Origin of the sequence: Plantactinospora endophytica (assembly GCF_016862915.1) — a bacterium.
GTDB lineage: Bacteria > Actinomycetota > Actinomycetes > Mycobacteriales > Micromonosporaceae > Plantactinospora > Plantactinospora endophytica.
Window position 1 is genome coordinate 59,279 of sequence record NZ_BONW01000037.1, and the last position, 23,981, is coordinate 83,259.

Annotated in this window: 13 protein-coding genes; 8 read left to right on the forward strand and 5 right to left on the reverse strand. The window is 72.1% G+C overall.

Features of this window, described 5'->3' with window-relative positions:
* Window positions 1-244 precede the first annotated feature (244 nt).
* Together Pen02_RS31340 and Pen02_RS31345 are read left to right on the forward strand one after the other, a co-directional pair.
* Window positions 245-1,513 carry a DUF1800 domain-containing protein gene (locus Pen02_RS31340; protein WP_203869761.1) on the forward strand — a complete coding sequence of 423 codons (1,269 nt, stop codon included), beginning with the start codon at window positions 245-247 and terminating at the stop codon, window positions 1,511-1,513.
* A gap of 1 nt (window position 1,514) precedes the next feature.
* Window positions 1,515-2,756, forward strand: a complete 1,242-nt coding sequence (locus tag Pen02_RS31345; protein ID WP_203869762.1) for a DUF1501 domain-containing protein — start codon at window positions 1,515-1,517, stop codon at window positions 2,754-2,756.
* A 22-nt stretch (window positions 2,757-2,778) separates the two neighbouring features.
* Here the strand turns inward: Pen02_RS31345 and Pen02_RS31350 are convergent, their stop codons facing one another.
* The 5 genes from Pen02_RS31350 to Pen02_RS31370 all read right to left on the reverse strand — a co-directional run bounded on the left by Pen02_RS31350 (window position 2,779) and on the right by Pen02_RS31370 (window position 16,662).
* Entirely contained in the window at window positions 2,779-4,347 is a 1,569-nt protein-coding gene (locus Pen02_RS31350) for a sugar transferase (protein WP_239141602.1), read from the reverse strand.
* Between the two features lie 85 nt (window positions 4,348-4,432).
* The gene (locus tag Pen02_RS31355) at window positions 4,433-5,509 is read right to left on the reverse strand and encodes an LCP family protein (protein ID WP_203869763.1); all 1,077 of its coding nucleotides are present in this window, start codon (window positions 5,507-5,509) and stop codon (window positions 4,433-4,435) included.
* Between the two features lie 100 nt (window positions 5,510-5,609).
* Window positions 5,610-6,272 carry a response regulator transcription factor gene (locus tag Pen02_RS31360; protein WP_203869764.1) on the reverse strand — a complete coding sequence of 221 codons (663 nt, stop codon included), beginning with the start codon at window positions 6,270-6,272 and terminating at the stop codon, window positions 5,610-5,612.
* Window positions 6,250-7,725, reverse strand: coding sequence for a sensor histidine kinase (locus Pen02_RS31365; RefSeq protein ID WP_203869765.1), 1,476 nt, complete (start codon window positions 7,723-7,725; stop codon window positions 6,250-6,252). The genes Pen02_RS31360 and Pen02_RS31365 overlap by 23 nt, the downstream gene beginning before the upstream one ends.
* A 336-nt stretch (window positions 7,726-8,061) precedes the next feature.
* Window positions 8,062-16,662, reverse strand: a complete 8,601-nt coding sequence (locus Pen02_RS31370; protein ID WP_203869766.1) for a right-handed parallel beta-helix repeat-containing protein — start codon at window positions 16,660-16,662, stop codon at window positions 8,062-8,064.
* Between the two features lie 195 nt (window positions 16,663-16,857).
* Between Pen02_RS31370 and Pen02_RS31375 the strand changes: the two genes are divergently transcribed.
* From Pen02_RS31375 to Pen02_RS31400, 6 genes are all read left to right on the forward strand, one after another.
* Complete coding sequence (locus tag Pen02_RS31375; protein WP_203869767.1) at window positions 16,858-17,445, forward strand: hypothetical protein; 588 nt, start codon at window positions 16,858-16,860, stop codon at window positions 17,443-17,445.
* Entirely contained in the window at window positions 17,408-18,946 is a 1,539-nt protein-coding gene (locus Pen02_RS31380; protein WP_203869768.1) for a sensor histidine kinase, read from the forward strand. The genes Pen02_RS31375 and Pen02_RS31380 overlap by 38 nt, the downstream gene beginning before the upstream one ends.
* A complete protein-coding gene (locus Pen02_RS31385; protein ID WP_239141604.1) occupies window positions 18,943-19,602 on the forward strand; it encodes a response regulator transcription factor in 660 nt (219 codons plus the stop codon). Before Pen02_RS31380 ends, Pen02_RS31385 begins: the two co-directional genes overlap by 4 nt.
* A 168-nt stretch (window positions 19,603-19,770) precedes the next feature.
* A complete protein-coding gene (locus Pen02_RS31390; protein ID WP_203869769.1) occupies window positions 19,771-20,994 on the forward strand; it encodes a phosphotransferase in 1,224 nt (407 codons plus the stop codon).
* 228 nt (window positions 20,995-21,222) lie between these two features.
* Window positions 21,223-21,729, forward strand: a complete 507-nt coding sequence (locus tag Pen02_RS31395) for a hypothetical protein (protein WP_203869770.1) — start codon at window positions 21,223-21,225, stop codon at window positions 21,727-21,729.
* Window positions 21,730-21,945: 216 nt separating this feature from the next.
* Window positions 21,946-23,832, forward strand: coding sequence for an Hsp70 family protein (locus Pen02_RS31400; RefSeq protein WP_203869771.1), 1,887 nt, complete (start codon window positions 21,946-21,948; stop codon window positions 23,830-23,832).
* Window positions 23,833-23,981: the final 149 nt, after the last annotated feature.

The window sequence follows — 23,981 nt, forward strand, 5'->3', positions numbered from 1 at the left end:
CCGCCCGCATCGAACCGACACCGATCGACCGTAGGGGAAGTCATTCTGTCAATGACCGCGCGCTGTCGCACCAGGGCACCCTAGGGGAGCGGCGGGACGCGGCGGCAGCCGGCCTCACCGGTACCCCGCTTTATCCAGTTTCGGTCGCGCCCGCCGGTCCTCCGGCTGCGACCCGTAGCCGTCGGCGATCCGGCCGGCCGCCAAACGTTTGCCGCTGCCACCGCTTCTCGCCTATGTTGCCATCATGACCGGCGACGTCGCGCTGCTCCTGCGCCGGGCCGGCTTCGGTCCGACCGCGGTCGAGCTCAGCGCGGCACGCCAGTCGGGTTACCCGGAGACGCTCGCCGGGCTGCTCGCTCCACTGGGGCCGGACGTCGGCGCGACCAGCTCCCCCGTGCCGACCCTCGGCCCCGACCCGCACGCCAACCTGCCGAATCCGACCCGGGCCCAGCACATCGCGGCCGACGTCAAGCGGAAGGCGCAGACCGAGCTGCTCCAGCGGTGGTGGCTGGACCGGATGGCCGTGGCGAGCCACCAGGCGGTCGAGAAGCTGGTGTTCTTCTGGCACGGGCACTGGGCCACCTCGATCGACAAGGTACGCAGCGGGCAGTTCGTGCTGGCCCAGCACCGGACGCTGCGCAACGCCCGGGACATCGTGGACCTCGCCCACCGGATGATCGTCGACCAGGCACTGATCTACTGGCTGGACGGGCAGTTCAACAAGAAGGACGCGCCCAACGAGAATCTCGCCCGGGAACTCTTCGAGCTGTTCCTGCTCGGGATCGGCCAGTACACCGAGCGGGACGTCCGGGAGGCGGGCCGGGCGCTCACCGGCTGGCTGACCGTACTGGAGGAGGAGGTGCCGTACTTCGACCGGAAGCGGCACGATCCGGGTCGCAAGACCATCCTCGGCCAGACGGCGAAGTTCGACGCGCACAGCCTGGTCAACCTGCTGCTCACCCGTCCGGAATGCCCCCGGTTCATCGCCACCCGGATGTGGTTCCGGTACGCCTCGCACAGCGAACCCCTGCCGGACCGGCTCCGGGAGAAGATGGTCGAGGCGTTCCCCGCACCGATGGCGATGCTGCGGGTGCTCTTCGAGGACGAAGCCTTCGCCGGTACCGCACACACCCTGGTCAAGCAGCCGGTGGAGTGGCTGGTCGGGGCGATGCGGCAGCTCGGCCTGCGGATCAGCGGACTGCCGGTGGAGACCGCCATGGAGATCGTGCACGGCATGCGGGCGCTCGGGCAGCTTCCGTTCGCGCCGCCGAGCGTCGGCGGGTGGCCGGCCGGCACCGCCTGGTTGACCTCGGCCGCCGCCCAGGTCCGGCTAGACCTGGCCGGCAGGCTGGTCGCGCTGCACCGGCCGGAGCGGCTGACCCCGGAACAGGTCGCCGACATGCTCTGCCTGGACGGCTGGACCGACCGGACCTACCAGGTGCTCCGCGAGGTGAAGGATGCCCGCCAGTTGCTGGTCCTCGGCCTGGCGAGCCCGGAATACCTGGTGACCTGAGATGGACGCGCTGACCCGACGCCGTTTCCTGGTCGCCTCCGGCGTTGTCGGTGGCGGTGCGCTGGCGACCACCGGGGCCGCGCTGGGCCTCGCCGAACTGCTCGACAAGTCGTCCAGGGCCGCCCCGCCGGACCCGGGCGGGAAACTGGTGCTGGTCACCCTGTACGGCGGCAACGACGGCCTGAACACCGTCATCCCGTACGCGGACCGCCGCTACCACGGGTTGCGGCCCGAGTTGGCGTACCCGGCCGAGCAGGTGTTGCACCTCGACGACGCGCTGGGGCTCAACCCGAAGCTGCGTGGGCTGAAGCGACTGTGGGACGCGAAGCGCCTCGCCGTGGTCCTCGGGGTCGGCTACCCGAAGCCGGACCGCAGCCACTTCCGGTCGATGGACATCTGGCAGACCGCGTCGCCGGGCGTACCCATCTACAGCGGCTGGGTGGGCCGCTGGCTGGACGGCACCAATGCGACCCCGGAGACGGCGGTGAGCTTCGAGCCGGTACTGCCGCCGTTGCTCGCCGGTGAGACCCGGTCCGGTGCCTGCGTCAGTCTCGGCGGCCTCAGGCTGCCGCCCGGGATCGACGACGGGCTGGTCGGGGCGCTGGGCGTCGCGCAGCCGGGCGAGCCGGCGATGCAGGCCCGGGCCGCCGCCTCCTACGCCGACCTGCTCCGGGTGGACCATCTCGTCCGGCACTCCCAGGAGACTGCCCGCGCGGAGAGCGGGCCGAGCGGTCCGGCGACCGGCACCGGCGGGTCGAGCGCGCTCGCGGCACAGCTCGCCCTGGTTGCCCGCTGTGTCGAGGCGAACGTGCCGACCCGGGTCTACTCGGTCAGCCTGGGCGGGTTCGACACCCACGCCAGCCTGATCGTCGGGCACGAGCTGCTGCTAACCCAGCTCGACGAGGCGTTGACCGGCTTCGTGGAGCGGATGGCGCGGACCGAGGCGGGCCGGCAGGTCACGGTGGTGGTCTACAGCGAGTTCGGCCGGCGGGTACGGGGCAACGCCTCCGACGGCACCGACCACGGCACCGCCGGTCCGGTCCTGGTGCTCGGCGGCCAGGTGACCGGCGGCCTCTACGGCGAGCAGCCCAGCCTGTCCGACCTGGACGACGGCGATCTCAAGGCGACTGTCGACTTCCGGCAGGTCTACGGCACCGTCCTCGGTGCGGTACTCGGTGCCGACCCGGCCCGCTATCTCGACGGCTTCCAGGTGACCCCGTTGCCGTTCCTGCCCGCCGGCTGACCGCTCGCTGCCGGGCCGATGCTCAGCGCCCGCCGCCCCGGAACACCTCGATGACGGTCCGCAGCAGCACCTTGAGGTCGAGCCAGAGCGTCCAGTTCTCGATGTAGTAGTTGTCGAACCGGGCCCGGTCGGAGATCGGGGTGTCGCCGCGCAACCCGCTGACCTGGGCGAGCCCGGTCAGCCCGACCGGTACCCGGTGCCGCATCGCGTAGTCGGGGTGCTCGGCGGAGAACTTCTCGACGAAGTACGGCCGCTCGGGGCGGGGGCCGACCACCGTCATGTCGCCGCGCAGGATGTTCCAGAGTTGGGGCAGCTCGTCCAGGGAGGTGCGGCGCATGAACCGGCCGACCGGGCCGACCCGCCGGTCGTCCGCGATCGACCAGTGCGTCCGGGACTCGACCTCGTCGGCCGGCTGCATCGTCCGGAACTTGATGACGTCGAACGGCTTGCCGTAGCGCCCGATCCGCTCCTGACGGAAGAAGATCCCCCGGCCGCCCTCCAGCCAGGTGGCCAGGGCACAGAGCAGCAGCACCGGGCTGAGTACGACCAGGGCCACCACGCAGAAGACGATGTCGGAGGCGCGCTTGACCACCCAGCGCAGGCCGGAGAGGCTGGTGTGCCGGATCTGCACCACCGGGATCGCGCCGATGTGGTCGGGCAGGCCGCCGGGCGAACGGGACCCCCAGAGCCGGGGCACGCTCCAGATGTCGCAGCTCGCGTACTCCGGGCGGGCCAGCATCTCCATCAGGCCGGTCTCCGGATAGTCGGGTTCGGCGACGACGAGCACGTCGCACTCGACCAGGCGGATCCGGTCGGCGAGCTGGTCCAGGGTGCCGATCAGCGGCGGCGAGGTGGGGCTGTGCCGCTCCTCGGCGTCGACACAGCCGGCGAAGCGCAGGCCGTACTGCGGATAGCGCCGGAGCAGCCGGGCGAGTTCGGCGGCGATCGGGCCGCTGCCGATGATGATCGCGTTGTGTTCGACCCAACGCCGTTTGCGGGCGATCAGCACCGCCCGTCGGGTGACCGCGCGGCCGACGATGACCAGCCCGGCGGAGAGCGCCACGCCGCGCATGAACCCGGTCATGTATTCCACCGAGCCGTGCCGCATCGCCGCGATGATGGCGACGATCGCGGCGGAGGCGAGCAGCCGGCCGCAGAGGCTCGGCAACTCGTCCAGGATGCTCATGTGCCGGCGGGCCCGGTAGAGCCCGCCGGCCGCGAAGATGGCGACGGTGAGCCCCGCGGTGAACACGGTCCCCCGCCAGTAGCGGTCACCGGTGACCAGCAGCGGACCGAGCAGTGCGGCGACGTCGACCGGGGCGGTCACCATCCAGGCCCGCAACCTGCGGGTACGCACCGAGGCCCGGGATCCGGCGTACGGCAGTACCGCCGTCGTGTCGGTGCCGGCCCGGGCCCGCTCCTCGGCGCTGAGCCCGGATCCGGCGCGGGGGCGGGGCACCGCCGGCAGCGCGGGCCCCGGGTCGACGGCGTCGGCGCCCGGCACCACCGGTACGAGCGGGGCCCGTTCCGACGGACCGGTGTCGGGCAGGCCGACCGTCGGATCGTGCTGTGCCAACGGCCACGTCGACATCTGTTTCTCCCCCGTGACGATGACCTCCCCTACGGGACGCCCGGTGCAGGATACGGCCGCGAGCGCCCCGCCTCGGCGGGGGTGGTCACTTCGCTCCCTTGAGGATCTCGGGTACCGCGTCGCGCCGGACGGCGTCGTAGAAGGTCTTCACCTCGTCGGTCTTGGCGAACACGACGCTCTCGCTGCCGACGTTGCCGGTCCCCTTGGTGGGGCTGGTGATGAAGGTCAGGTTGCCGCTGCGCAGATGCCGCAGCTCCATGCCCATGTCGAGCATGGAGAGGGTCTTGTCGACCGAGACCGCGTCGGCGGAGGCCCGGATGAAGGAGTTCAGCTTGGCCGGGTTGGCCAGCGTGCCGCCGGAGGCGGCCTTGTCCAGGATGGCCCGGATGACCTGCTGCTGGTGCCGGATCCGGGCGAAGTCCCCGTCCTTGAACGCGTACCGCTCGCGGGCGTAGTCCAGCGCCTGTGCGCCGTCCATCACCTGCGGGCCCTTCTTGAACTCGCGACGGCCGGTGGGCAGCAGCGAGTGCGTCGACGTGAAGCTCTCCTCGACGGTGAGCTGTACGCCGCCGAGCGCGTCGACGATCTCCTTGAAGCCGGCGAAGTCGACGATCGCGACGTGGTCGACCCGGACCCCGGTGAACTTCTCGACCGTCTGCACCATCAGCGGAATCCCGCCCCAGGCGTACGCGGCGTTGATTTTGGCGTCCCGCCCGCCGTGCTTGCCGTCCTTGGACTTCGGCACGTTGACCCAGGTGTCCCGGGGGATCGAGACGAGCTGGGCGCTGGACCGGTCCGCCGGCAGGTGGGCGAGGATGATGGTGTCGCTGCGCGAACCACCGGTGTTCGACGGGTCGCGGGTGTCGCTGCCCAGGATCAGGATGTTCTTGGCGTCCTTCGCCACCTTGACCGGACGCGACTCCTCGGGAACCGCGTCGAACGCCTCCACCCGCTCGATGCCGGACTCGAGGCGGTGGACGTAGATGCCGGCCGCGACCGCTCCCCCGCCGCCGAGCAATGCCAACACCAGCAGCGTGATGAGGATGATCCGCCTGGTGCGCCGCCGCCGCTTGGGAGCCGGTGCGTCGGTGGAACTCCCGTCCGGAGTTCCCGCGATGACCTCGGTGGAGTCGGACTCCGCCAGTTGGGGTTGGTGTGGCATGGCTCGATGCTACTGAGTGACGCAACAGCCGAGGGCCCCGGCTCGACACCACTTCGGCCGCGGCCCTCCGCGCCGCCAACCATCCCGGTCATTCCGCTGGTCAGGAGCTACGTAGCCGGTAGCCGAACCCGCGCATCGTCTCGATCACGTCCTCGCCGAGTTTCTTGCGCAGCGCGCTGACGTAGACGTTGACCAGATTGGTACCCGGATCGAAGTCGTAGCCCCAGGCGTGCGAGAGCAACTGTTGCCGACTGAGTACCCGACCCGCGTGCCGGATCAGCGTCTCCAGCAGTACGAACTCCCGACCGGTCAACGCCACGTCCCGGTCGTGCACGGTGACCTGGCGGGTCCAGAGGTCGAGCCGGATCGCACCGGCGACCAGGGTGCGCGGCTCGTCGGAGCCGACGTCGCGCAGCCGGGCGCGTACCCGGGCCAGAAGTTCTTCGAACCGGAACGGTTTCGTCATGTAGTCGTCGGCTCCGGCGTCCAGGCAGGCCACCACGTCGTGCGCCCGGGCCCGTCCGGTGAGGACCAGCACCGGCAGCCGGTGCCCCCGGGCCCGCAGCGCCGCCAACACCTCGAACCCGTTCCGGCCGGCCAGCCCGATGTCGAGGATGAGCAGGTCGAAGTCGCCGCTCAGGCCGAACTCCTCGGCCTGCTCCCCCTCGGTGACGTGGGTGGTGGCCCAGCCGTTGGCCCGCAGCCCCTTGTCGAGGAAGGCCGCGATCTGCAGGTCGTCCTCAGCGATCAGTATCCTGGCCAAGCTCACCCTCCCGCCCCTGCCGTGGGATCACCAGGGTGAACGTGCTGCCCACCCCGGGCCGGCTGGACAGGTCGACCCGTCCGCCGTGCGCCTGCGCCACCGCCCGGACGATGGCCAGCCCCAGCCCGGTGCCGGGATAGCGCAGGTGGGCCCGCGCGCCCCGGCGGAACCGGTCGAAGATGTACGGCTGGTCGTCGTACTCGATGCCGCAGCCGGTGTCCCGGACCCAGATGTGCACGTCCTCGCCCCGTACGGCCGCGCCGATCGAGACGGTGTCGGTGTCGGCGGTGTGCCGTACGGCGTTGTCGGCGAGGTTGATCACCGCTTCGGTGAGCCGGTGCCGGTCCGCCACCAGCAGTCCCTCGCCCAGCTCGTCGACGAGCCACTGCCGGGGCGCCAGCGCGCTGAGCTTGACGGCCAGCTCGGCGACGAAGAGTTCGAGGTCGATCCGCTCGGGCTGGAGGAAGTGCGGGTGCGGTACGTCGGCCAGGATGTGCAGGTCACCGACGATCCGGGCCATCCGCTCAAGCTCGTCGGTGACCACCGCGATGGTGCCGCGCGCCTCGTCGTCGTCCGGCAACTGCTGTTGCAGCAGGCCGAGGTTGCCCAGCGAGATGGTGATCGGGCCGCGCAGTTCGTGCCCGGCGTCGAGCAGGAACTCCCGTTCCCGCCGGAACACCGCCTCCAGCCGGTCGAGCATGGCGTTGAAGGTGCGGGCCATCTCGGCCGCCTCGTCCTGCCGGGCGACCGGGATGCGCCGGGTCAGGTCCGACTTCGAGATCAGTCGGGCGGTCTCGGTGAGCTGCCGGACGGGTCCGAGCACCCGCCCGGTGACCAGCCAGGCGCAGGCGGAGGCGAGCACCACCACGCCGAGGACGGCGCCGACGGCGTACCGCTGGAGGTCGGCGATCTCGCGGCGCTGCGCCACCGGCAGGATCGTCACCACGAAGGCGCCGGTGCTGGCCCCGACCCGCAGCGGCAGGATTCCGTAGTAGGCGCTGCCCCGGCTGGTGTCGAAGCGGTCCAGCGGCGGCCGGCCGTCGGTGACGGTGTACGTCCGCGCGGAGGTGGCGAAGACCTGCATGGCGGAGTCCGGCACGCGGTCGACCGGGAACCGGCCCATCGAGGCGTGTTGCAGCCGCCCGTCGGCGAAGGCGAGGATCGCCTCCTCCTGGCTGGGGACGTTGCGCCGGAAGTAGACGTCGAAGACGGCCGCCACCGAGGTGAAGGCGGCGCCGGTACGCGGATCGCGGCCGTCGGTGACCAGCCGGTCGATCTCCAGGAACTCCTGCTGCACCGCCTCGGCGATCCGGCTCTCCAGCCGGATCATCAGCACCTCGTGGATGGCGACCGCGCAGAGCCCGCCGGAGAGGACGATCAGCACGATGTAGCTGACCAGGATCCGGGTGTGGATGCTTCTGGTGGCACGGGACCAGCCCGGGCGACCCAGCATCAGACATCTCCTTCACGAGGCCGCACGTCATGGCGCAGCGGGCGACGGCGCCGTCACTGTGTGTCGACGCACCTTCGCATCGTACGTCCGATGTGGAGACATCGGGACTCCTCGAAAGGCTGGACGAGGCCGACCCGCTCTCCCGGCGGGAATGGCCGTTCCTCCGAGGCTTTCTCATGCGCCGTCCCACCGTGGTTCACCTGCTGTTAAGCGTGAATTCATCTATGTATCCCGAGCCGGTCACCGACCCACCCGCCGGACACGGCGGACCGCCCCCTCGATCCCGCTGAGGAGGCGGTCCGCCGGCCCGGTCGACAACTCCGCCGACCGTACGCGTCAGCCGAAGGTGATCACCAGGCGTGGTGGGTTGTCACTGCCCTTCTCCCGGCTGTTGAAGCCCTGCTCCACGCCGTTGCCGTTCTCGACCGCGTCGCGGACCAGGAACCCGTGGTTGCCACCGGCGTACATGCCGCCGACCTGGCCGGTCACCGACCATTCCCGGTAACCGGAGCCGGATGCGGTGGTGGCCGCCGTACCGGTGGTGCCCGGCTGGTTGTTCCAGCGCACGTTCGCCTCCGACCAGGTCGCCGCGAGCGGGATCGCCTGCAACGTCCGGCCGGTCTTGTACGACCCCGAGTAGAGCCGCAACTTCGCGTCGGTGACCTGGCAGCCGGACGGGATCGCCGGCAGGTTGAACCGGACCAGCACCCGGGCGTTGGCGCCCGACTTGCTGTCCACCTTGATGGTCGAGTCGGTGCCGTAGTTGCTCGACGACGAGGACTGCAACACCCAACTGTCGGCGTTCGCCCCCAACGTCACCGAGCCAGGTGCGGCACAGCTCGGCGGCGCCGCCACCGTCCAGGTGTGACTGGCCGGCGTCGGATCGGTGTTGCCGGCCACGTCGGTCGCCCGGACCCGGAACTGGTGCGCCCCGACGGCCAGCCCGGTGTAGTTGACCGGCGAGACGCACGGCCCGAACGCCGCCGCGTCGAGCGCGCACTCGAAGGTCGACCCCGGCTCGTTCGCGCTGAACGTGAACGAGGCGGTCGGGCTGGTGGTGCTGGCCGGCGGCGTGCTGCCGAGCGACGTCTCCGGCGCCGTGGTGTCCGGCGGTGGCTCCACCGTCCACTCGAAGACCGCCGGGGACTGGTCCCCGGACCCGCCCGCGTTGGTCGCGCGTACCTCGAACCGGTGGTCGCCGACCGCCAGTCCGGGGTACTCCTTCGGCGAGGTGCAGGCCGTGAACGGCGCCCCGTCCAACCGGCACTCGAAGGTCGAGCCCGGCTGGCTGGAGCCGAAGGTGAAGGTCGCGGTGGTGCTGCTGGTGGTCACCTCCGGCGCCGAGGCGATGGTGGTCTGCGGCGCGGTCGGGGTACCGGCCACCGTGAAGGAGTAGCTGGCCGGGGTGAGGTCGACGTTGTCCTCCTGGTCGGTCGCCCGCACCTCGAAGACGTGCGGACCCGGCTCCAGCTCCGCCGGCAGCTCCACGTTCGGATAGCCGTACGGGCTGGCGCACTCCACGAAGTCGGCCTCGTTCTGGCTGTCGAGGCGGCACTCGAAGAGCAGCCCGGCCGGCGCCGTCACGTTGTCGGTGCCGGTGAAGGTGAAGCTCACCGTCCCGGTCGGGCTCGGGTTCGCCGGGCCGGTGGTGATCGTCGTCTCCGGCGCGGTGGTGTCCGGGCCGGGCACGACGGCCCACTCGTGCTCGACCATCTCGTCCTCGCCCGAGGTCATCCCGTCGACGTCCACCGCCCGGACCCGCAGCGAGTGCTCGCCGATGGCCAGGCCGGGGTACTCCACCGGGGAGACACAGGTGGTGAAGGCGGCCAGGTCGAGCGAACACTCGAACCGGACCACGGGTTCGTTGGCGGTGAAGGCGAAGGTCGCCGTGGTGCTGGTGGTCTCCGCCTCCGGGGCCACCACCAGGGTGACCACCGGCGGACCGGTGATGGTCCAGGTCCGGGTCGCCGGGGTCGGTTCGACGTTGCCCTCGGCGTCCCGGGCCCGCACCTGGAACTCGTGCGCACCCGGCAGCAACTCCTCGTAGAGCACCGGGGAGACGCAGTCGGCGTACGCCGCGCCGTCGAGCGCGCACTCGAACGTCGCGTCCGGCTCGTTGGCGAAGAAGGTGAACTGGGCGCTCCGGGCCGCCGTCTCGGCCGGCGGGCCGGCACTGATGGTGCTCACCGGCGGCACACCCGGCGGCGACAACGCCACCACCCAGGTGTACGTGGCCGGTGTCGGATCCACCTTGTCGGCGAGATCCACCGCCCGGACCTGGAAGGTGTGCGTACCCGCAGCCAGGTTGCCGTACGTCTGCGGGTTCTCGCACTCCGTCCAGGCCGCCTCGCTGGTGCTGTCCAGCCGGCACTCGAAGCCGAGGTCGTACAGCGAGGTGTTGTCGTCGATCCCGGTGAAGGTGAAGCTGGCCGAGCTGCTGTTGCTGGGGTTCGACGGCTCGTCCACGATCAACGTGTCCGGCGGGTTGACCTCCGGCGGCACGGGGGCCGACCCGTCGCAGGAGACCTGGTAGCACTGCTCCGGCTCGGTGTTGCCGGTGGCCCGGTTGCCGCCACCGTCGGTGTTGCCGGCCTCGGCGTAGATGCCCCAGCCACCGTTGTTGTTCGCGGTGTTCACCGAGATCCGGTGCCCCGCCTTGTTGACGGAGATGCCGTCGCTGCTGTTGTTACCGGTGGTGTTCCGGTCGATGATGTTGCCCGGCTCGGTGCTCTCCGGCAGCACCTCCGCCTCGACCGAGATGCCCTCGGCGGAGTTGCCGCTGGCGGTGTTGAGCACCACCACGTTGTCCAGCGAGCCGGAGCCGAGCGAGATGCCGGTGGACGACGAGTCGCTGGCGTCGTTGGACTCGACCCGGTTGCCGGACGACTCGTACAGCTCGATGCCGCTGCTGTTGAACCGTACGTCGTTGCCGCGCAGCACGTTGTCCGGCGCGTTCTCCAGGCTGATTCCGCCGTCGCTGTGGTTGGTGGCCACGTTGGCGATCACGTCGTTGCCGGAGGAGTCGGTCAGCACCACCCCGGCCTCGCTCTCGGTCAGCTCGTTGCCCTCGATCCGGTTGCCGTTGGAGGCCGCCTCCAGGGTCACCGAGGCGTCCGAGCTGTCCAGGATCGTGTTGCCGCGTACCGTGTTGTTGCTCGACCCTTCCAGCCACAGGCCCATTCCGCTGGACCCGCTGACCCGGTTGGCCTCGATCCGGTTGCCGCTCGACCCGGTCAGGGTGATCCCCTCGCCGGTGGTGCCGTCGATGGTGTTGTTCCGCAGCAGGGTGCCCTGGGTGCCGGCGGTCAGCACCACCCCGGCGGCGTTGCCGGTGAGGGTGTTGTCCCGGACCAGGTTGCCGGCGCTGCCGTTGTCCGCGTCGGCGAGCTGGATGCCCGCGTTCTGGTTCGCGCTCAACGTCAGGTTCGACACGATGTTGCCGGCGGTGCCGGCGTTCAGTTGCAGGCCGTAGTCGAAGCCGGTGACCGCGCCGTTGGTGACGGTGACCTGGTCGTGGCCGTTGTTGCGGATGCCGACACCCTGACCGTTGCCGTCGATCACGTGCCCGTTCAGGTCGACGGTGATCCCGGCCGCGCCGACGACGAGGCCGTTGGCACAGTTGGTCAGGCCGTTGTTCAACAGCACGCTCTGGGTGAGCGTCTGCCCGCAGGCGACCGTCATCGGCACCGGTGCCGCCCCGATGGTCCAGCCGTGTGCGGCCGGGGTCGGGTCGGTGTTTCCGGCCGGGTCGGTGGCCCGGACCCGGAACTCGTGGTTGGTCGCCCAGAGCCCGACGTACGCCTGGGGCGAGACGCAGGGCGCGAAGGCCGAGCCGTCCAGCGAGCACTCGAACGTCGAGTCCGGCTCGCTGGCCGAGAAGCCGAACGACGCGTCGGTGCTGACCGTGCTGGCGTCCGGGGCGGTGTCGATGGTGGTGTCCGGCGGCGTGGTGTCCGCCGGGGCCGGCGAGACGCTCCAGGTGTACGTCGCCGGGGTCGGGTCGGCGTTGTCGGCCAGGTCCACGGCGCGGGCCTGGAAGGTGTGCGTACCCAGGGCCAGTCCGGCGTACGTCTTCGGGCTCAGGCAGGGCCCGAACGGTGCCGCGTCGAGCCGGCACTCGTAGCGCAGGTTGGGACCGGGCGTCGCGTTGTCGCTGCCCCGGAAGCCGAAGGTGGCCACCGGGCTGGTGCTGGCCTGGTCCGGCATCTCGAAGATGGTGGTGTTCGGCGGTGCGGTGTCCGGGCCGGGTGGCACGGCCGCCACCGTCCAGGTGTGGGTGGCCGGAGTCAGGTCCACGTTGTCGAACGGGTCGATGGCGCGTACCTCGAACCGGTGCACCCCGGCGAAGAGGAAGTGGTACGTGGTCAGGCTGGTGCACTCGATCCAGTTGTCCACGTCCGGCGGCTGCGGCGGCTCACCCGGCTCCGGCGGCTCCGGCTCCGGGTCCGGCGGCGGGTCCAGTCGACACTGGTAGCGCAGCGCGGTCGGCGGGGCCAGGTTGTCGGTGCCGGTGAAGCCGAAGCTGACGCTGGCCAGGCTGCTGCTCGGGTTCGGCGGGGTGGTGGTGATCGCCGTGTCCGGGGCGGTCTGGTCCGGTGCCGGCGGTGCGCCGGGGGTACCCGGGCCGCAGGCCACACCGCGACACTGCTCGGGCTCGCCGTTGCCGCTGGCGGTGTTGCCACCGCCGTCGATGGTGCCCTCCTCGGCGGCGTCGATGCCGAACGCGGCGTTGTGGTGCGCCGCGTTGTCGGCCAGCCGGTGCCCCGCCTCCGGCACCGAGATGCCGTCCCCGGCGTTGCCGACCACCTCGTTGCGCTCGACCAGGTTGGCGCCGAGCGGGTTGCCCTCCGCGTCCACGGCAGCGCCCTCGACGGCGATGCCGCCGCCGGCCGAGTCGTGCACCGTGTTGTCGACGACCCGGTTGCGCAGCGAGCCCGGCCCGACCGAGATGCCGGCCCCGCCGGAGTGGCTGGCGTCGTTGCGCTCCACCAGGTTGTCGGTGGAGCCCTCCAACTCGACCCCGCCCGGGTTGAACCGGACGTCGTTGTCCCGGACCACGCTGCCGGTCGAGCCGCTGAGCCCGACGCCGACGTCGGCGGCCAGGTGCGCCACGTTGTCCAGCACCTCGGCGGCGTCGGAGTCCTCCACCGACACCCCGGCGTCACCGGTCCGGGTCATCGTGTTGCCCTCGACCCGGTTGCGGTGCGAGCCCTCGGTGACCAGGATGCCGCCGTCGCCGGTGTCGGCCAGAGTGTTGCCGAGCAGCCGGTTGTCCCGGGAGTCCTCCAACAGGAAACCACCGTCGCTGCCCACCGTCGGGTCCGCGGTGACGCCGCTGACCGTGTTCTGCTCGATCAGGTGCCCACTGGCGTCCTGCATGTGCAGGGCGACGCCGAGACTTCCGTTGACGGTGTTCTGCCGGACCACGCTGTTCTCCGAGCCGGCGATCAGCGCGATGCCGATCTCGTTGCCGTCCAGGGTGTTCCCGCTGACCCGGTTGGCGTTACGGCCGTCGTCGGCGTTCGCCAACTCGATCCCGGCGACCGCGTTGCCGCGTACGGTCAGGCCGTCGACGACGTTGAACCGGGTACCGGCCATCAGCGCGACGCCGTAGCCGAACTGGGCCACGGTGCCGCCGGTGATCAGTACGTTTTCGAAGCCGACGTTGCGGATCGCCGCCGGCAGGCCCAACTCGGGCAGTTCGACCGGGGAACCGGGCTGGTTCGGGAAGTAACCCGGCCCGTCGATCGTGTGCCCGTCCAGGTCGATCTCGATGTTCGGCGCCCCGACCACCAGGCCGTCCAGCGGACAGTTGGTCAGGTCGTTGAGCAGCCGGACGCTCTGCGTGATCACCTGACCGCAGCTCACCGTCGCCGGCACCGGGGCCGGCGGCGCGGGCGGCTGCGGCGCACCCGGCCCGTCGAACCGGAGCACCAACTGCGGCACCTGCGGCGGTTCGGCGATGGTGTTACGCGAGCTGAAACCCTGGTCGGCGCCGTCGCCCTCCTCGGCGGTGTCCCGGATCATGAAGCCGTGCGCCGGACCGCCGGCCAGCATCGCCGCCACCTGGCCGGTGACGTTCCACTCCCGGAAGCCGCCGCCGGAGGCGGTCAGCGCGGACGCACCGGTGGTGCCGGGCTGGTTGGCCCAGGTCACCTGGGACTCCACCCACGGCGCGGCGACCGGCGCCGCCTCCAGGGTGCGGCCCGGCTCGCCGTCGGAGTGCAGCCGCAGGGTCGCCGAGGTGAGTTCGCAGGCCGCCGGCACGTCGGAGGGGAGCGGGAACCGGACCAGGGTACGGGCGTCCTCGCCGGGTGCCCGGGACCGGACCGTCAACTCCTCGGCGATGCCGAAGTTCTCCTGGGTGTTCGACTCGTCGACCCAGGCGTCCGCGTCCGCGCCGAGGATCACGTTGGAGGCGTCGCAGTCGGCCGGCGAGGAAACCGTCCAGGTGTACGTCGCCGGAGTCGGATCGACGTTGTCACCCTCGTCGATGGCGCGTACCTGCACCGTGTGCGGGCCGGTGGTGAGGTTGGAGAAGCTCCACGGGCTGGCGCACTCCAGCCACGCCTCCTCGTCGGTGGTGTCGATCCGGCACTCGTACTCCAACAGGTTCGTCGGGGTCAGGTCGTCGGTGCCGAGGAAGGAGAAGAACGCCGTACGCCCCGCGCTCGGGTTCGGCGGCGTGGCCGCGAAGGTGGTCTCCGGCGGGACGATGTCCTCGCCGCCGGTGAAGACGTGCACCGCCGGGCTGGCGTCGACGTTGCCGGCCCGGTCGATCGCCCGCACCTCCAGGGTGTTCTGCCCCAGCTCGATGTCGAGCAGCTCGTACGGGGTCGGGCAGCCGGTGAACATGAACTCCGGGTCCGGCGGCTCGGTCGGGTCCGGCGGCTCCATGTCGGCGGGCAGTACCCGGCACTCGAAGAGCAGTTCACCGGGGGGCGTGACGTTGTCGGTGCCGGCGAAGGTGAAGGTGGCCCGCTCGGCCGCGAAGGTCGGACCCGAGGTGATCGAGGTCTCCGGCGGGGTCAGGTCGGCGGCCGGGAACGGCCCCTCGTGCTCGTACGCCCCGATGTCGCAGGCGGTGTTCTTCGGCCGGGTCACGCCGCGCTGGTCGACCGGGGCGCACGGCGCCACGCCACCGTCCAGGGCGAAGCTGTCGTCCTGGATCGCGTGCGTCATGCTCGGCCCGCCGTTGTCGGCGATCGCGTCGATCTTCGGGTCACCGGCGTTGGACCGGTCCCGGCTGCCCCGGAAATAGCAGGAGTCGGCGCTGTCCAGGTTGCCGCCCTCGGAGCCGACCGCGAAGCTGCACTCCGGGCTGTAGAGGTTGCCGGCGACCAGGGTGTTCCGGAAGATCACCGAGGTGCTCGGCTCGACCGGGAAGTTGACCGAGCCGCCCGGCTCGTCGCCGACGCCGCTGCCGTGCGGGGCGACGTTGCGGTTGATGGTCGCGTTGACCACCCGCAGTCCGGCGTCCGCGTCGGTGTAGAGGCCACCGCCGGCCACCTGGGCGACGTTCCCGGACGAGCTGCTGTTCTCGATCAGCGCCTCGGCGTCGCTGGCGTTGTAGATGCCGCCGCCGTACGTCCGGGCCCGGTTGTCCCAGAACGTCGAGCCGGTGACCTGGAGGGTGCCGTCGGCCACGTTGGCGAAGCCACCGCCGTGCTCGGCGGTGTTCTGGCTGACCGTCGTGTCGACGACGGAGAAGGCGCCGCTGCCCTGGCTCTCGATGCCGCCACCGTCGGCCCCGGCGGTGTTGCCGGTGACGGTCAGCCGGAGCAGGGTCACCCGCATGCCGCTGTTCTCCACGCCGCCGCCACCGGCGTCCGAGGAGTTGTCCCGAACCGTGCTGTCGCTGACCGTGACCGGGCCGCCGGAGTGGATGGCCAGGCCACCGCCTTCGGCGATCGACTCGTTCTCGGTGAACGACGCCCCGGTGACCGTGCCGGCACCGCTGCCGCCCAGGTAGAGGCCGGCACCGCCGCCGTCGCCGGAGACCGGGTCGCCGGCCGAGTTGCCGGTGAACACGGTGTCCCGGACCGTGGTCGGCCGCTCCGAGTCGGCGAGTACGCCACCGCCGTTGCCGCCTGCGGTGTTGCCGGAGACGGTGCCCCGGGTGACGGTCAGCCGGGTCTTGGAGACGCTGCTCAGGCCGCCGCCGTCGGCACCGGCGGTGTTGTCGGTCAGCGAGGTGTCGGTGAGGGTCAGCTCGACCTCGTGCTGGTTGGCGATGCCGCCACCGTCACCGCCGGTGGCGTTCCCCTTCACCGTCGAGCCGGCAAGTTCGACCCGGCCCTCGCCGTCGATGTCGATGCCGCCGCCGGACACCCCGGCGTAACTGTCCAGCACCGAGACGCCCTGCAAGCGCAGTACCCCGGGCGAGAGGTTGGCGACGGCGCCGCCGCGCTCGACGTCGTACCCCTCCCGGAGGGTGAGTCCGGAGACGGTGACGTTGCCGGCGGTGTCGTGGATCTCCAGCAGCCGGTCCAGGCCGCGTCGTTCGGCCGGCGAGCCGGCCGGCGGCTGTCCGCCGTCCACGATGGTCGTCGCGGCGCCCGCGCCGACGATGGTCAGCGGGTTGACGACGTCGAAGTCCCCGGTGTCGTCGCCGTTCTCCCCGGCCGGCGCCCGGGTGATCTGGTAGGTGCCGGCCGGCACCTGGATGGTGTCCGCCGGCAGCGTCGCGTTCGCCTCCTGGATCGCGGCGCGCAGCGTACAGGTGTTGGCGCTGGTCCGGCAGATCCCGTTGCCGATGTTGACGTCGACCGCGTCGGCGGTGCTGTTGACCGTGAAGGTCGCCGCCCAGACCGGCTGTACGCCGACCAGCGTGGCCAGCAACGACGCGACCCCGACGACCGCGAGAACGATTCGTCGTCGGGTGGATCTGCGGCCACCGCCGCGTCTCGGTGCCTCCGGTAGCACTGTTCCGGTCATGCCCGCCCCCACAGTCGGCCCACAGCGAATACCGGCCAGTGTCGAAAGGGTCCGTAAGTACGGGCTCAGGCAAAGGTGAATGTTTTTTTATCCGCGCCCGTACCGTGGTTCCACCGGCCGGCGACGGGTGGACGATGAGAGGCTTCTCATCCGGCCCTCATCGGCCCGTCATCCGGCTCCGGCAGCCTGGGCGGTATGAGCGCGCAGAAGGTCGCCACCGGGGTAGGGCTGGGGGCGCTGGCCGGGTTGCTCGCCGGAGTCGGTCTGCCGGCGCTGCTTCCGCACGACCGGGTGCCGGTGATCCAGATCATCAGCCCGGCCACCCAGACCACCACGACGACGGACGGCCCCGACGACATGGCCCGCCCGGTCGACGACGAGAGCCTCGGCCCGGCCGAGCGCGGAGGCGATGATGACGACGCCGGGGACGACGGAGCCGGTTCCGACGACGGAGACGACGACGGAGGCGGTGCCGACGACGGAGCCGCGTCCGGCGGGGATGACGACGACGGACCTGCCGGCGACGACGACGGACCTGCCTCCGGTGGCGGTGACGACGACGGACCCTCGTCCGGTGGAGATGACGACGACGGACCGTCCTCCGGTGGAGATGACGACGACGGACCCTCGTCGGGTGGTGGTGACGACGACGAGGACGACGACGAGCGCCGGCCCACCCGTCCCCAGCCGGCCGAGGACGACGACGAGGACGATGACGGCGGCTCCGGCGACGGGGACGATGCCGATGACGACGACGGAGGCGACGAGGGAGACGACGACTGAGTCGCCGGTCCGGCGTTGGCGGCCGGCGCTCGGCCTGCGGCTCCGGCTGCTGGGCTGGGCCCTGGCGCTGCTCGCCATCGCCAGTCTGGCCTCGGTGGTGGTGATCCGGCAGGTGCTGCTCAACCAGTTGGAGAACCGGATCGCCGCCGACATGCGCCAGGAAGTCACCGAGTTCCGCCGACTCGTCGGCGGCCGCGACCCGGCCAGCGGGCAGCCGTTCGGGACCGACCTGCGGGCCATCGCCGACACCTACCTGCTGCGCAACGAGCCACAGGCCGGCGAACTGGTACTGGTCTTCGTGGACGGCACGTTCCACCGGGCGACGGCGAACCCGCCGTACGACCCGAGCGGCGACCCGGACCTGCTGCGCCGGTGGACCGGGCTGACCGACAGCACGTACGGGCGGATCGCCGACAGTCCGGCCGGTTCGGCGCGCTGGCTGGCCGTACCGGTGGTGATCGACGGCGCGGTACGCGGCCAGGTGGTCGTCCTAGAGTTCGGCGCCGAACGGCGGGCCGAGATCGACCGGGCGGTACGCCTGATGACGCTCGCCTGCCTGCTGGTGATCGTGGTGGTGGCCGCCGGCGGCTACCTGGCGATGGGCCGGGCTCTCCGTCCACTGCGGACGGTCACGGAGACGGCCCGGACCATCGAGGAGACCGACCTGTCCCGGCGGATCGCCGTCACCGGCACCGACGAGGTCGCCGACCTGGCGCACACCTTCAACGGAATGCTGGGCCGGCTGCACCGGGCGTTCGCCGCCCAACAGGCGTTCGTCTCCGACGCCGGCCACGAGCTGCGTACCCCGATCACCATCGTCCGGGGGCACCTGGAGCTGATGGGCGACGACCCGGACGAGCGGGCCGAGACCGTCGCCCTGATCACCGACGAGCTGGACCGGATGAACCGGATGGTCAACGACCTGCTGATGCTCGCCCGCGCCGAGCAGCCCGACTTTCTGCATCCCGAGCGGGTGGAGGTCGCCATGATGATGCACGACGTCTACGCCAAGGCCGTCGCCCTCGGCGACCGGGACTGGCGGCTCGGCGACCTCGACGACACCGCCGTCTGGGCCGACCGGCAGCGGCTCACCCAGGCGTTGATGCAGTTGGCCCAGAACGCCGTCCAGTTCACCGAGGTCGGCGACACGATCGAACTCTCCGCCCGAAGCGAGACACCGGGGCAGCCGGGCCGGGTGCTGCTCGCCGTCCGGGACACCGGGGTCGGCATCGAGCCCGAGGACCGGGAGCGGATCTTCGCCCGGTTCGCCCGCGCGGAGCACGCGCCACGGCGGCACGCCGAGGGCGCCGGGCTCGGCCTCGCCATCGTCGCCGCGATCGCCGAGGCACACCGGGGCACGGTGGCGGTGGACAGCGTTCCGGGCGCGGGATCGACCTTCACCCTGGTGCTGCCGGCCGGCGCGGTGCTCGCTCCGGGCCTGTCCGACATCCTGCTGCCGGTGCGCCCGCATCTCGGCCCGGCGGACGGGGCCGACCGGTGAACCGGGTGCTGATCGCCGAGGACGAGCCGAGGATCGCCTCGTTCCTGACCAAGGGGCTGCGGGCGGCCGGCTACGTCGCCACGGTGGTGACCAACGGGGTGGAGGTGGCCGCCGCAGCCCGCAGCGGCGACTACGACGTACTGATCCTGGACCTGGGACTGCCCGGTCAGGACGGGCTGGCGGCGCTGGCCCAGATCCGGGCCAGGGGCGAACGGCTGCCGGTGATCGTGCTGACCGCCCGGGACGCCGTACCGGACCGGGTCGCCGGGCTGGACCTCGGGGCCGACGACTACATGACCAAGCCGTTCAGTTTCGAGGAACTGCTCGCCCGGGTCCGGGCCCGGCTGCGCGAGCACGGCCAGGCGACGCCGACCGTCCTACAGGCCGGGCCGATCCGGCTCGACCTGGTCCGGCGGACGGCCACGGTCGACGGTGTCCCGATCGAGCTGACCGGCCGGGAGTTCCTGCTCGCCGAGACCCTGCTCCGGCATCCCGGCCAGGTGCTCAGCCGCGAACAGTTGCTGGACCGGGTCTGGGGCCTGGCCCACGACCCGGGCTCGAACGTGGTCGACGTCTACATCGGTTACCTGCGCCGCAAGCTCGGCACCGACCGGATCAAGACGGTACGCGGGATCGGCTACCGGCTGACCGCATGACCGCCTGACCCCTGGTTCCTCGTTTCGCCGGCAGTCGCCCCGGCGGGGCTGGGCGGTCGCGGCGGGGCCGGGGCGAGGCGGGGCCGGGGCGGGGCGGGGCGGGGCGGCTGAGCGGACTCTCATGGTCGGCTCACCGTCACCTCATCGCCGGTCGGCATCGTCACTGACATGTCGACGACCAGCACCATCCCGACCGGGCAGAGCGGCGACCACCAGCTCGCCCTGCTCACCGGAGCGGCCGCCGAGGACGTACTCCGGGCCGCGTTGCGACCCTCCGGCGGCGAGCTGCTCGACTGGCGAACCGTCCAGGTCGAGCACCAGCCGGGCCGCCGGGTCACCGCTGCGTACCAGGCACGGATCCGCTGGCCGGACGGGCGGGTCCGGGAGGAGCGGCTGGCCGCCTGCACGGGACGCGCACCGGCCGGCACGGTGGTACTGGGCAACGGGACCGACCGGGTGGCCGCCTGGCGCTTCCCGTACGACCCGGCGCTGCCGGCACTGCGCAGCGCGTACGACGAGCAGGCCGTCACCGCCCTGCGCGGCGAACTCGGTCTCGGGGACGGGCCGGTGGAGCTGCGGGTACGCGCCTACCGGCCCCGGCGGCGGGCGGTGATCGAGGCGATCGGGGCCGGCGGCAGCGTGTTCCTGAAGGTGGTCCGCCCGGAGCAGGTGGCCGAGTTGCACGACCGGCACCGGATGCTGCGCCGGGCCGGGGTGCCGGCCGCGCCCAGCCTGGGGTACACCCCCGACGGGCTGCTCGTGCTCCAGGCGCTGCCCGGACAGACCCTGCGCCAGGCGTTACGGGCCCGGTCGGCCCTGCCGTCCGGACGGGCGCTGCTGGACCTGCTCGACCGGCTTCCGGCCGAGCTGACCCGGGACCGGCCCCGACGCTCCTGGCGGGAGAAGGCCCCGCACTACGCCTCGGTGCTCGCCGCCGCCCTGCCCAGCGTGGCCGACCAGGCCACCGCGCTCGGCGCGGCGCTGGTCGACGAGTCCGCCCCCGGCCCGTCGGCCGTGGTGCACGGCGACCTCTACGAGGGCCAACTGCTGGTGGCCGGCGGCCGGATCACCGGGCTGCTCGACGTGGACACCGCCGGGCCGGGCGAGCGGCTGGACGACCTCGGCTGCCTGCTCGGGCACCTCTCGGTGCTCGCCCAGATGCACCGCGACCGGGCGGCGGCGATCCAGCGTGCCGGTGCCGGCTACCTGGCCGCGTTCGAGCAGGTCGTCGACCCCGCCGAGCTGCGTTACCGCACGGCGGCCGTGGTGCTGTCGCTGGCCACCGGCCCGCACCGGGTGCAGGAGCGGAACTGGCCGGCGGGTACCCGCGCCCGACTCGAACTGGCCGAACTCTGGCTGGACAGCGCCCGGCGGCTCCGCCGACGCGGCTGAACCGGCTCCGCCGACGCAGCTCAACCAGCCCCGCCAGCGAGGCTGAACCGGCCGCCCCGCCAGCGAGCCTGAACCGGCTCCGCCGACGCGGCCTAACCCGCTCCGCCAGTAGAGCTGCACCGGCTCCGCCGACCGGCGGGTGGATGAGTCAGGTCTCATCGCGGCGTCAGGGCTGTCTCATCTCCGGGACCGAGGCTTTGACCAGAGCAAATCACCGAGGAGGAAGAGATGCGAATCAACCGGACGTGGCAGATCGTCATCGGCGGCGCCGGTGCCGCCGCACTGGTGGCCGGCCTCACCGCCGGAGCGGCGACGGCCAGCGACGGGATCGAACTGCGGGACAAGGTCCAGCCGATCCAGATGCAGAGCGGCCAGTACGACTCCGGCGCCGTCGACGACTCGCCGGAGTCCGCCGACAGCGCCCACCAGTCGCCGTTCGACTCGGCCAACTCGGCCGGCGACAGCCCGGGGGATCCGGGCTGGGTCGACCCGTCGCCCGAGTCGGCGGACAGCGTCAACGCCTCGGCGGCGGACTCGCCCGCGAAGGCGAAGCCGGTGGTCAAGCCGAAGAAGAAGGACACGCCGAAGGCGAAGCCCAAGCCGAAGTCGAAGGTGGTCGACGACAGTCCGGACGATTCTCCGGCGCCGGTGCGGAAGAAGAAGAGTGGTGGTGGCGACTCGGCCAACTCGGGCGGCTCAGCCGACTCCGGCGGCTCGGCCGACTCCGCCGACTGACCTGACCGGTTCCGATCATCCGGGGAACGTCCTGCGGTGAGCACCGCCCCCGCCGGCTCGACCGGCCGGGACGCTCCGAACTCCGACCCCTCCCCTGCGCCGCGGCCCGACCACCCCCCGGTCGGGCCGCGGCCCGTTGTCGGGGCCGGGGCGTCGGGGCGTACCGGCCGGCGACGGTCGGCCCGGACGGGCACCGGTTCGCTATCGTCGTGACCCGTGGTCAGTGCCCCCCGGCTCGCGATCGACTTCGGTACGTCCCACACGGTCGCGGTGTGCCAGTGGCACCCGGGCGAGGGACGGCCACTCCTCTTCGACGCCTCACCGCTGCTCCCCTCGGCAGTCTTCGTCGACTCCGAGGGTCGGCTGCTGGTCGGCCGGGACGCGCTGCGGGCCGGTCGCAGCTCCCCGGCCGGACTGGAGCCGTACCCGAAGCGGCGGATCGACGAGGGGACCATCCTGCTCGGCCAGGCCGAGGTGGCCGTCGTCGACGTGGTCGCCGCCGTGCTGCGGCGCTGTGCCGACGAGGCGGTACGCGTGGTCGGCCGCCCGATCGGCAAGGTGGTACTCACCCATCCGGCGGCCTGGGGCTCCCGGCGCCGCCAGATCCTCGTCGATGCCGCCGAGCGGGCCGGGCTGCCCCGTCCCGCCCTGGTCGCCGAGCCCACCGCAGCCGCCACCTACTTCACGACGGTCCTCGCCCGTCCGGTGCGCGGCGGTGACGCCGTCGTCGTCTACGACTTCGGCGCCGGCACCTTCGACGTGGCGGTACTCCGGCGCCGCCCGGACGGCGGCTGGGACGTCGCCGACAGCCAGGGCCTCGCCGACCTGGGCGGCATCGACCTGGACGGCATCGTCGTCGATCGGGTACGCACCGCGGTCGTCCCCGCCGGCACGGTCGACGGCCGATGGCACCGGCTCAGCCAGCCGGGGGCCGAGCCGGACCTGCGGCACCGCCAGTCGCTGTGGGAGGAGGCCCGGGCCGCCAAGGAGGAGCTGTCCCGACGGAGTACGGCCGGGCTGCACGTGCCGATCTTCGAGGTGGACGTACACGTCACCCGGGAGGAGTTCGAGGCTGCGGCGGGGGCGCCGATCGAGCGGACGGTGGCGCTCACCGCCGCGACCGTGTCGGGCGGTGGGGTCGACGCCGAGCGGGTGGCCGGACTGTTCCTGGTCGGCGGGGCGAGCCGGGTCCCGCTGGTGGCCACCGTCCTGCACCGGCGGCTCGGCATCATGCCCACCGTCATCGAGCAGCCCGAACTGGTCGTCGCCCAGGGCGCGCTGCTCGGCGCGGCGGGTGCTCCACCCGGGACGCCGCCCGCCGACCGCTCGGACAGGCTCCCGGCACCCGGTGCCCCGCCCGGTCCGGCCCGGGCCGACGCCGCACTTCGGGTACCGACGGCCGACGCCGCGCCGGACGTGCCGCTGGTCGGCGCCTCCCAGGGGGTGCCGACGGCCGGCGGTCTTCCGGGCGTACCGACGGCCGGAACCGCGCCGGTCGTGTCGAGGGTCGGCGGTGCCTCGGCGGGGGCGGTGCGGAGTGTCGGGTCGACGGGAGCGCCCCGGACCGGACCGGGTCACCGCCAGGGCCGCTGGATCGGTGCGGGCGCCGCCGTGCTGGTGCTGCTCGCCGCCACGGTGCTGGTCGTGGTCTGGGTGACCGATCTGGGCTCCGGACTCGGCCCGGCCGGTCGGGCCAACGAGCGGGTGATCACGTCCGCTCCGCTGCGCGAGTTCGCCCGGCCGTGGCTCGACGACGTCGGCAACTGCGAACAGCGCCGGCCGGACACCTACGGCGGGACCGCCGTCGAGTACGTCGCCTGTGCCGGGGACGGCTGGGAGGTCCAGTTCAGGGCGCTCGCCGACCAGAACGAGCGGGACAGGTCCCGGACCCAGCGCGTCGCGGAGTACGCCGGGACCCGGGAACAGTACGCCGGCAGCCACCCCCGGTCCGGCACCCGGATCGAGTACGTCTTCCAGGTCGACCAACTCGTGATCTACTGGGACGACGACAGCTCGGCGATGGTCGGCGACCTGACCACGACGCACGACAGCTCCCTCGACGCCGCCGACCTGTTGTCGGTCTGGCAGCGGTACGTGGAGTAGCCCACCCCTGCCCCGACCCGCCCGACTGCCACGTCCGGTCCGCCCCGGACGCCCGCCCGTACTTTCCGGCCGAGAATCGCCATTCCGGTGCCGCCGGCCCGCCCGATCGGTGACAGTGCGAGGCGGGGGCGGTGCGGGACGAGGCGGAG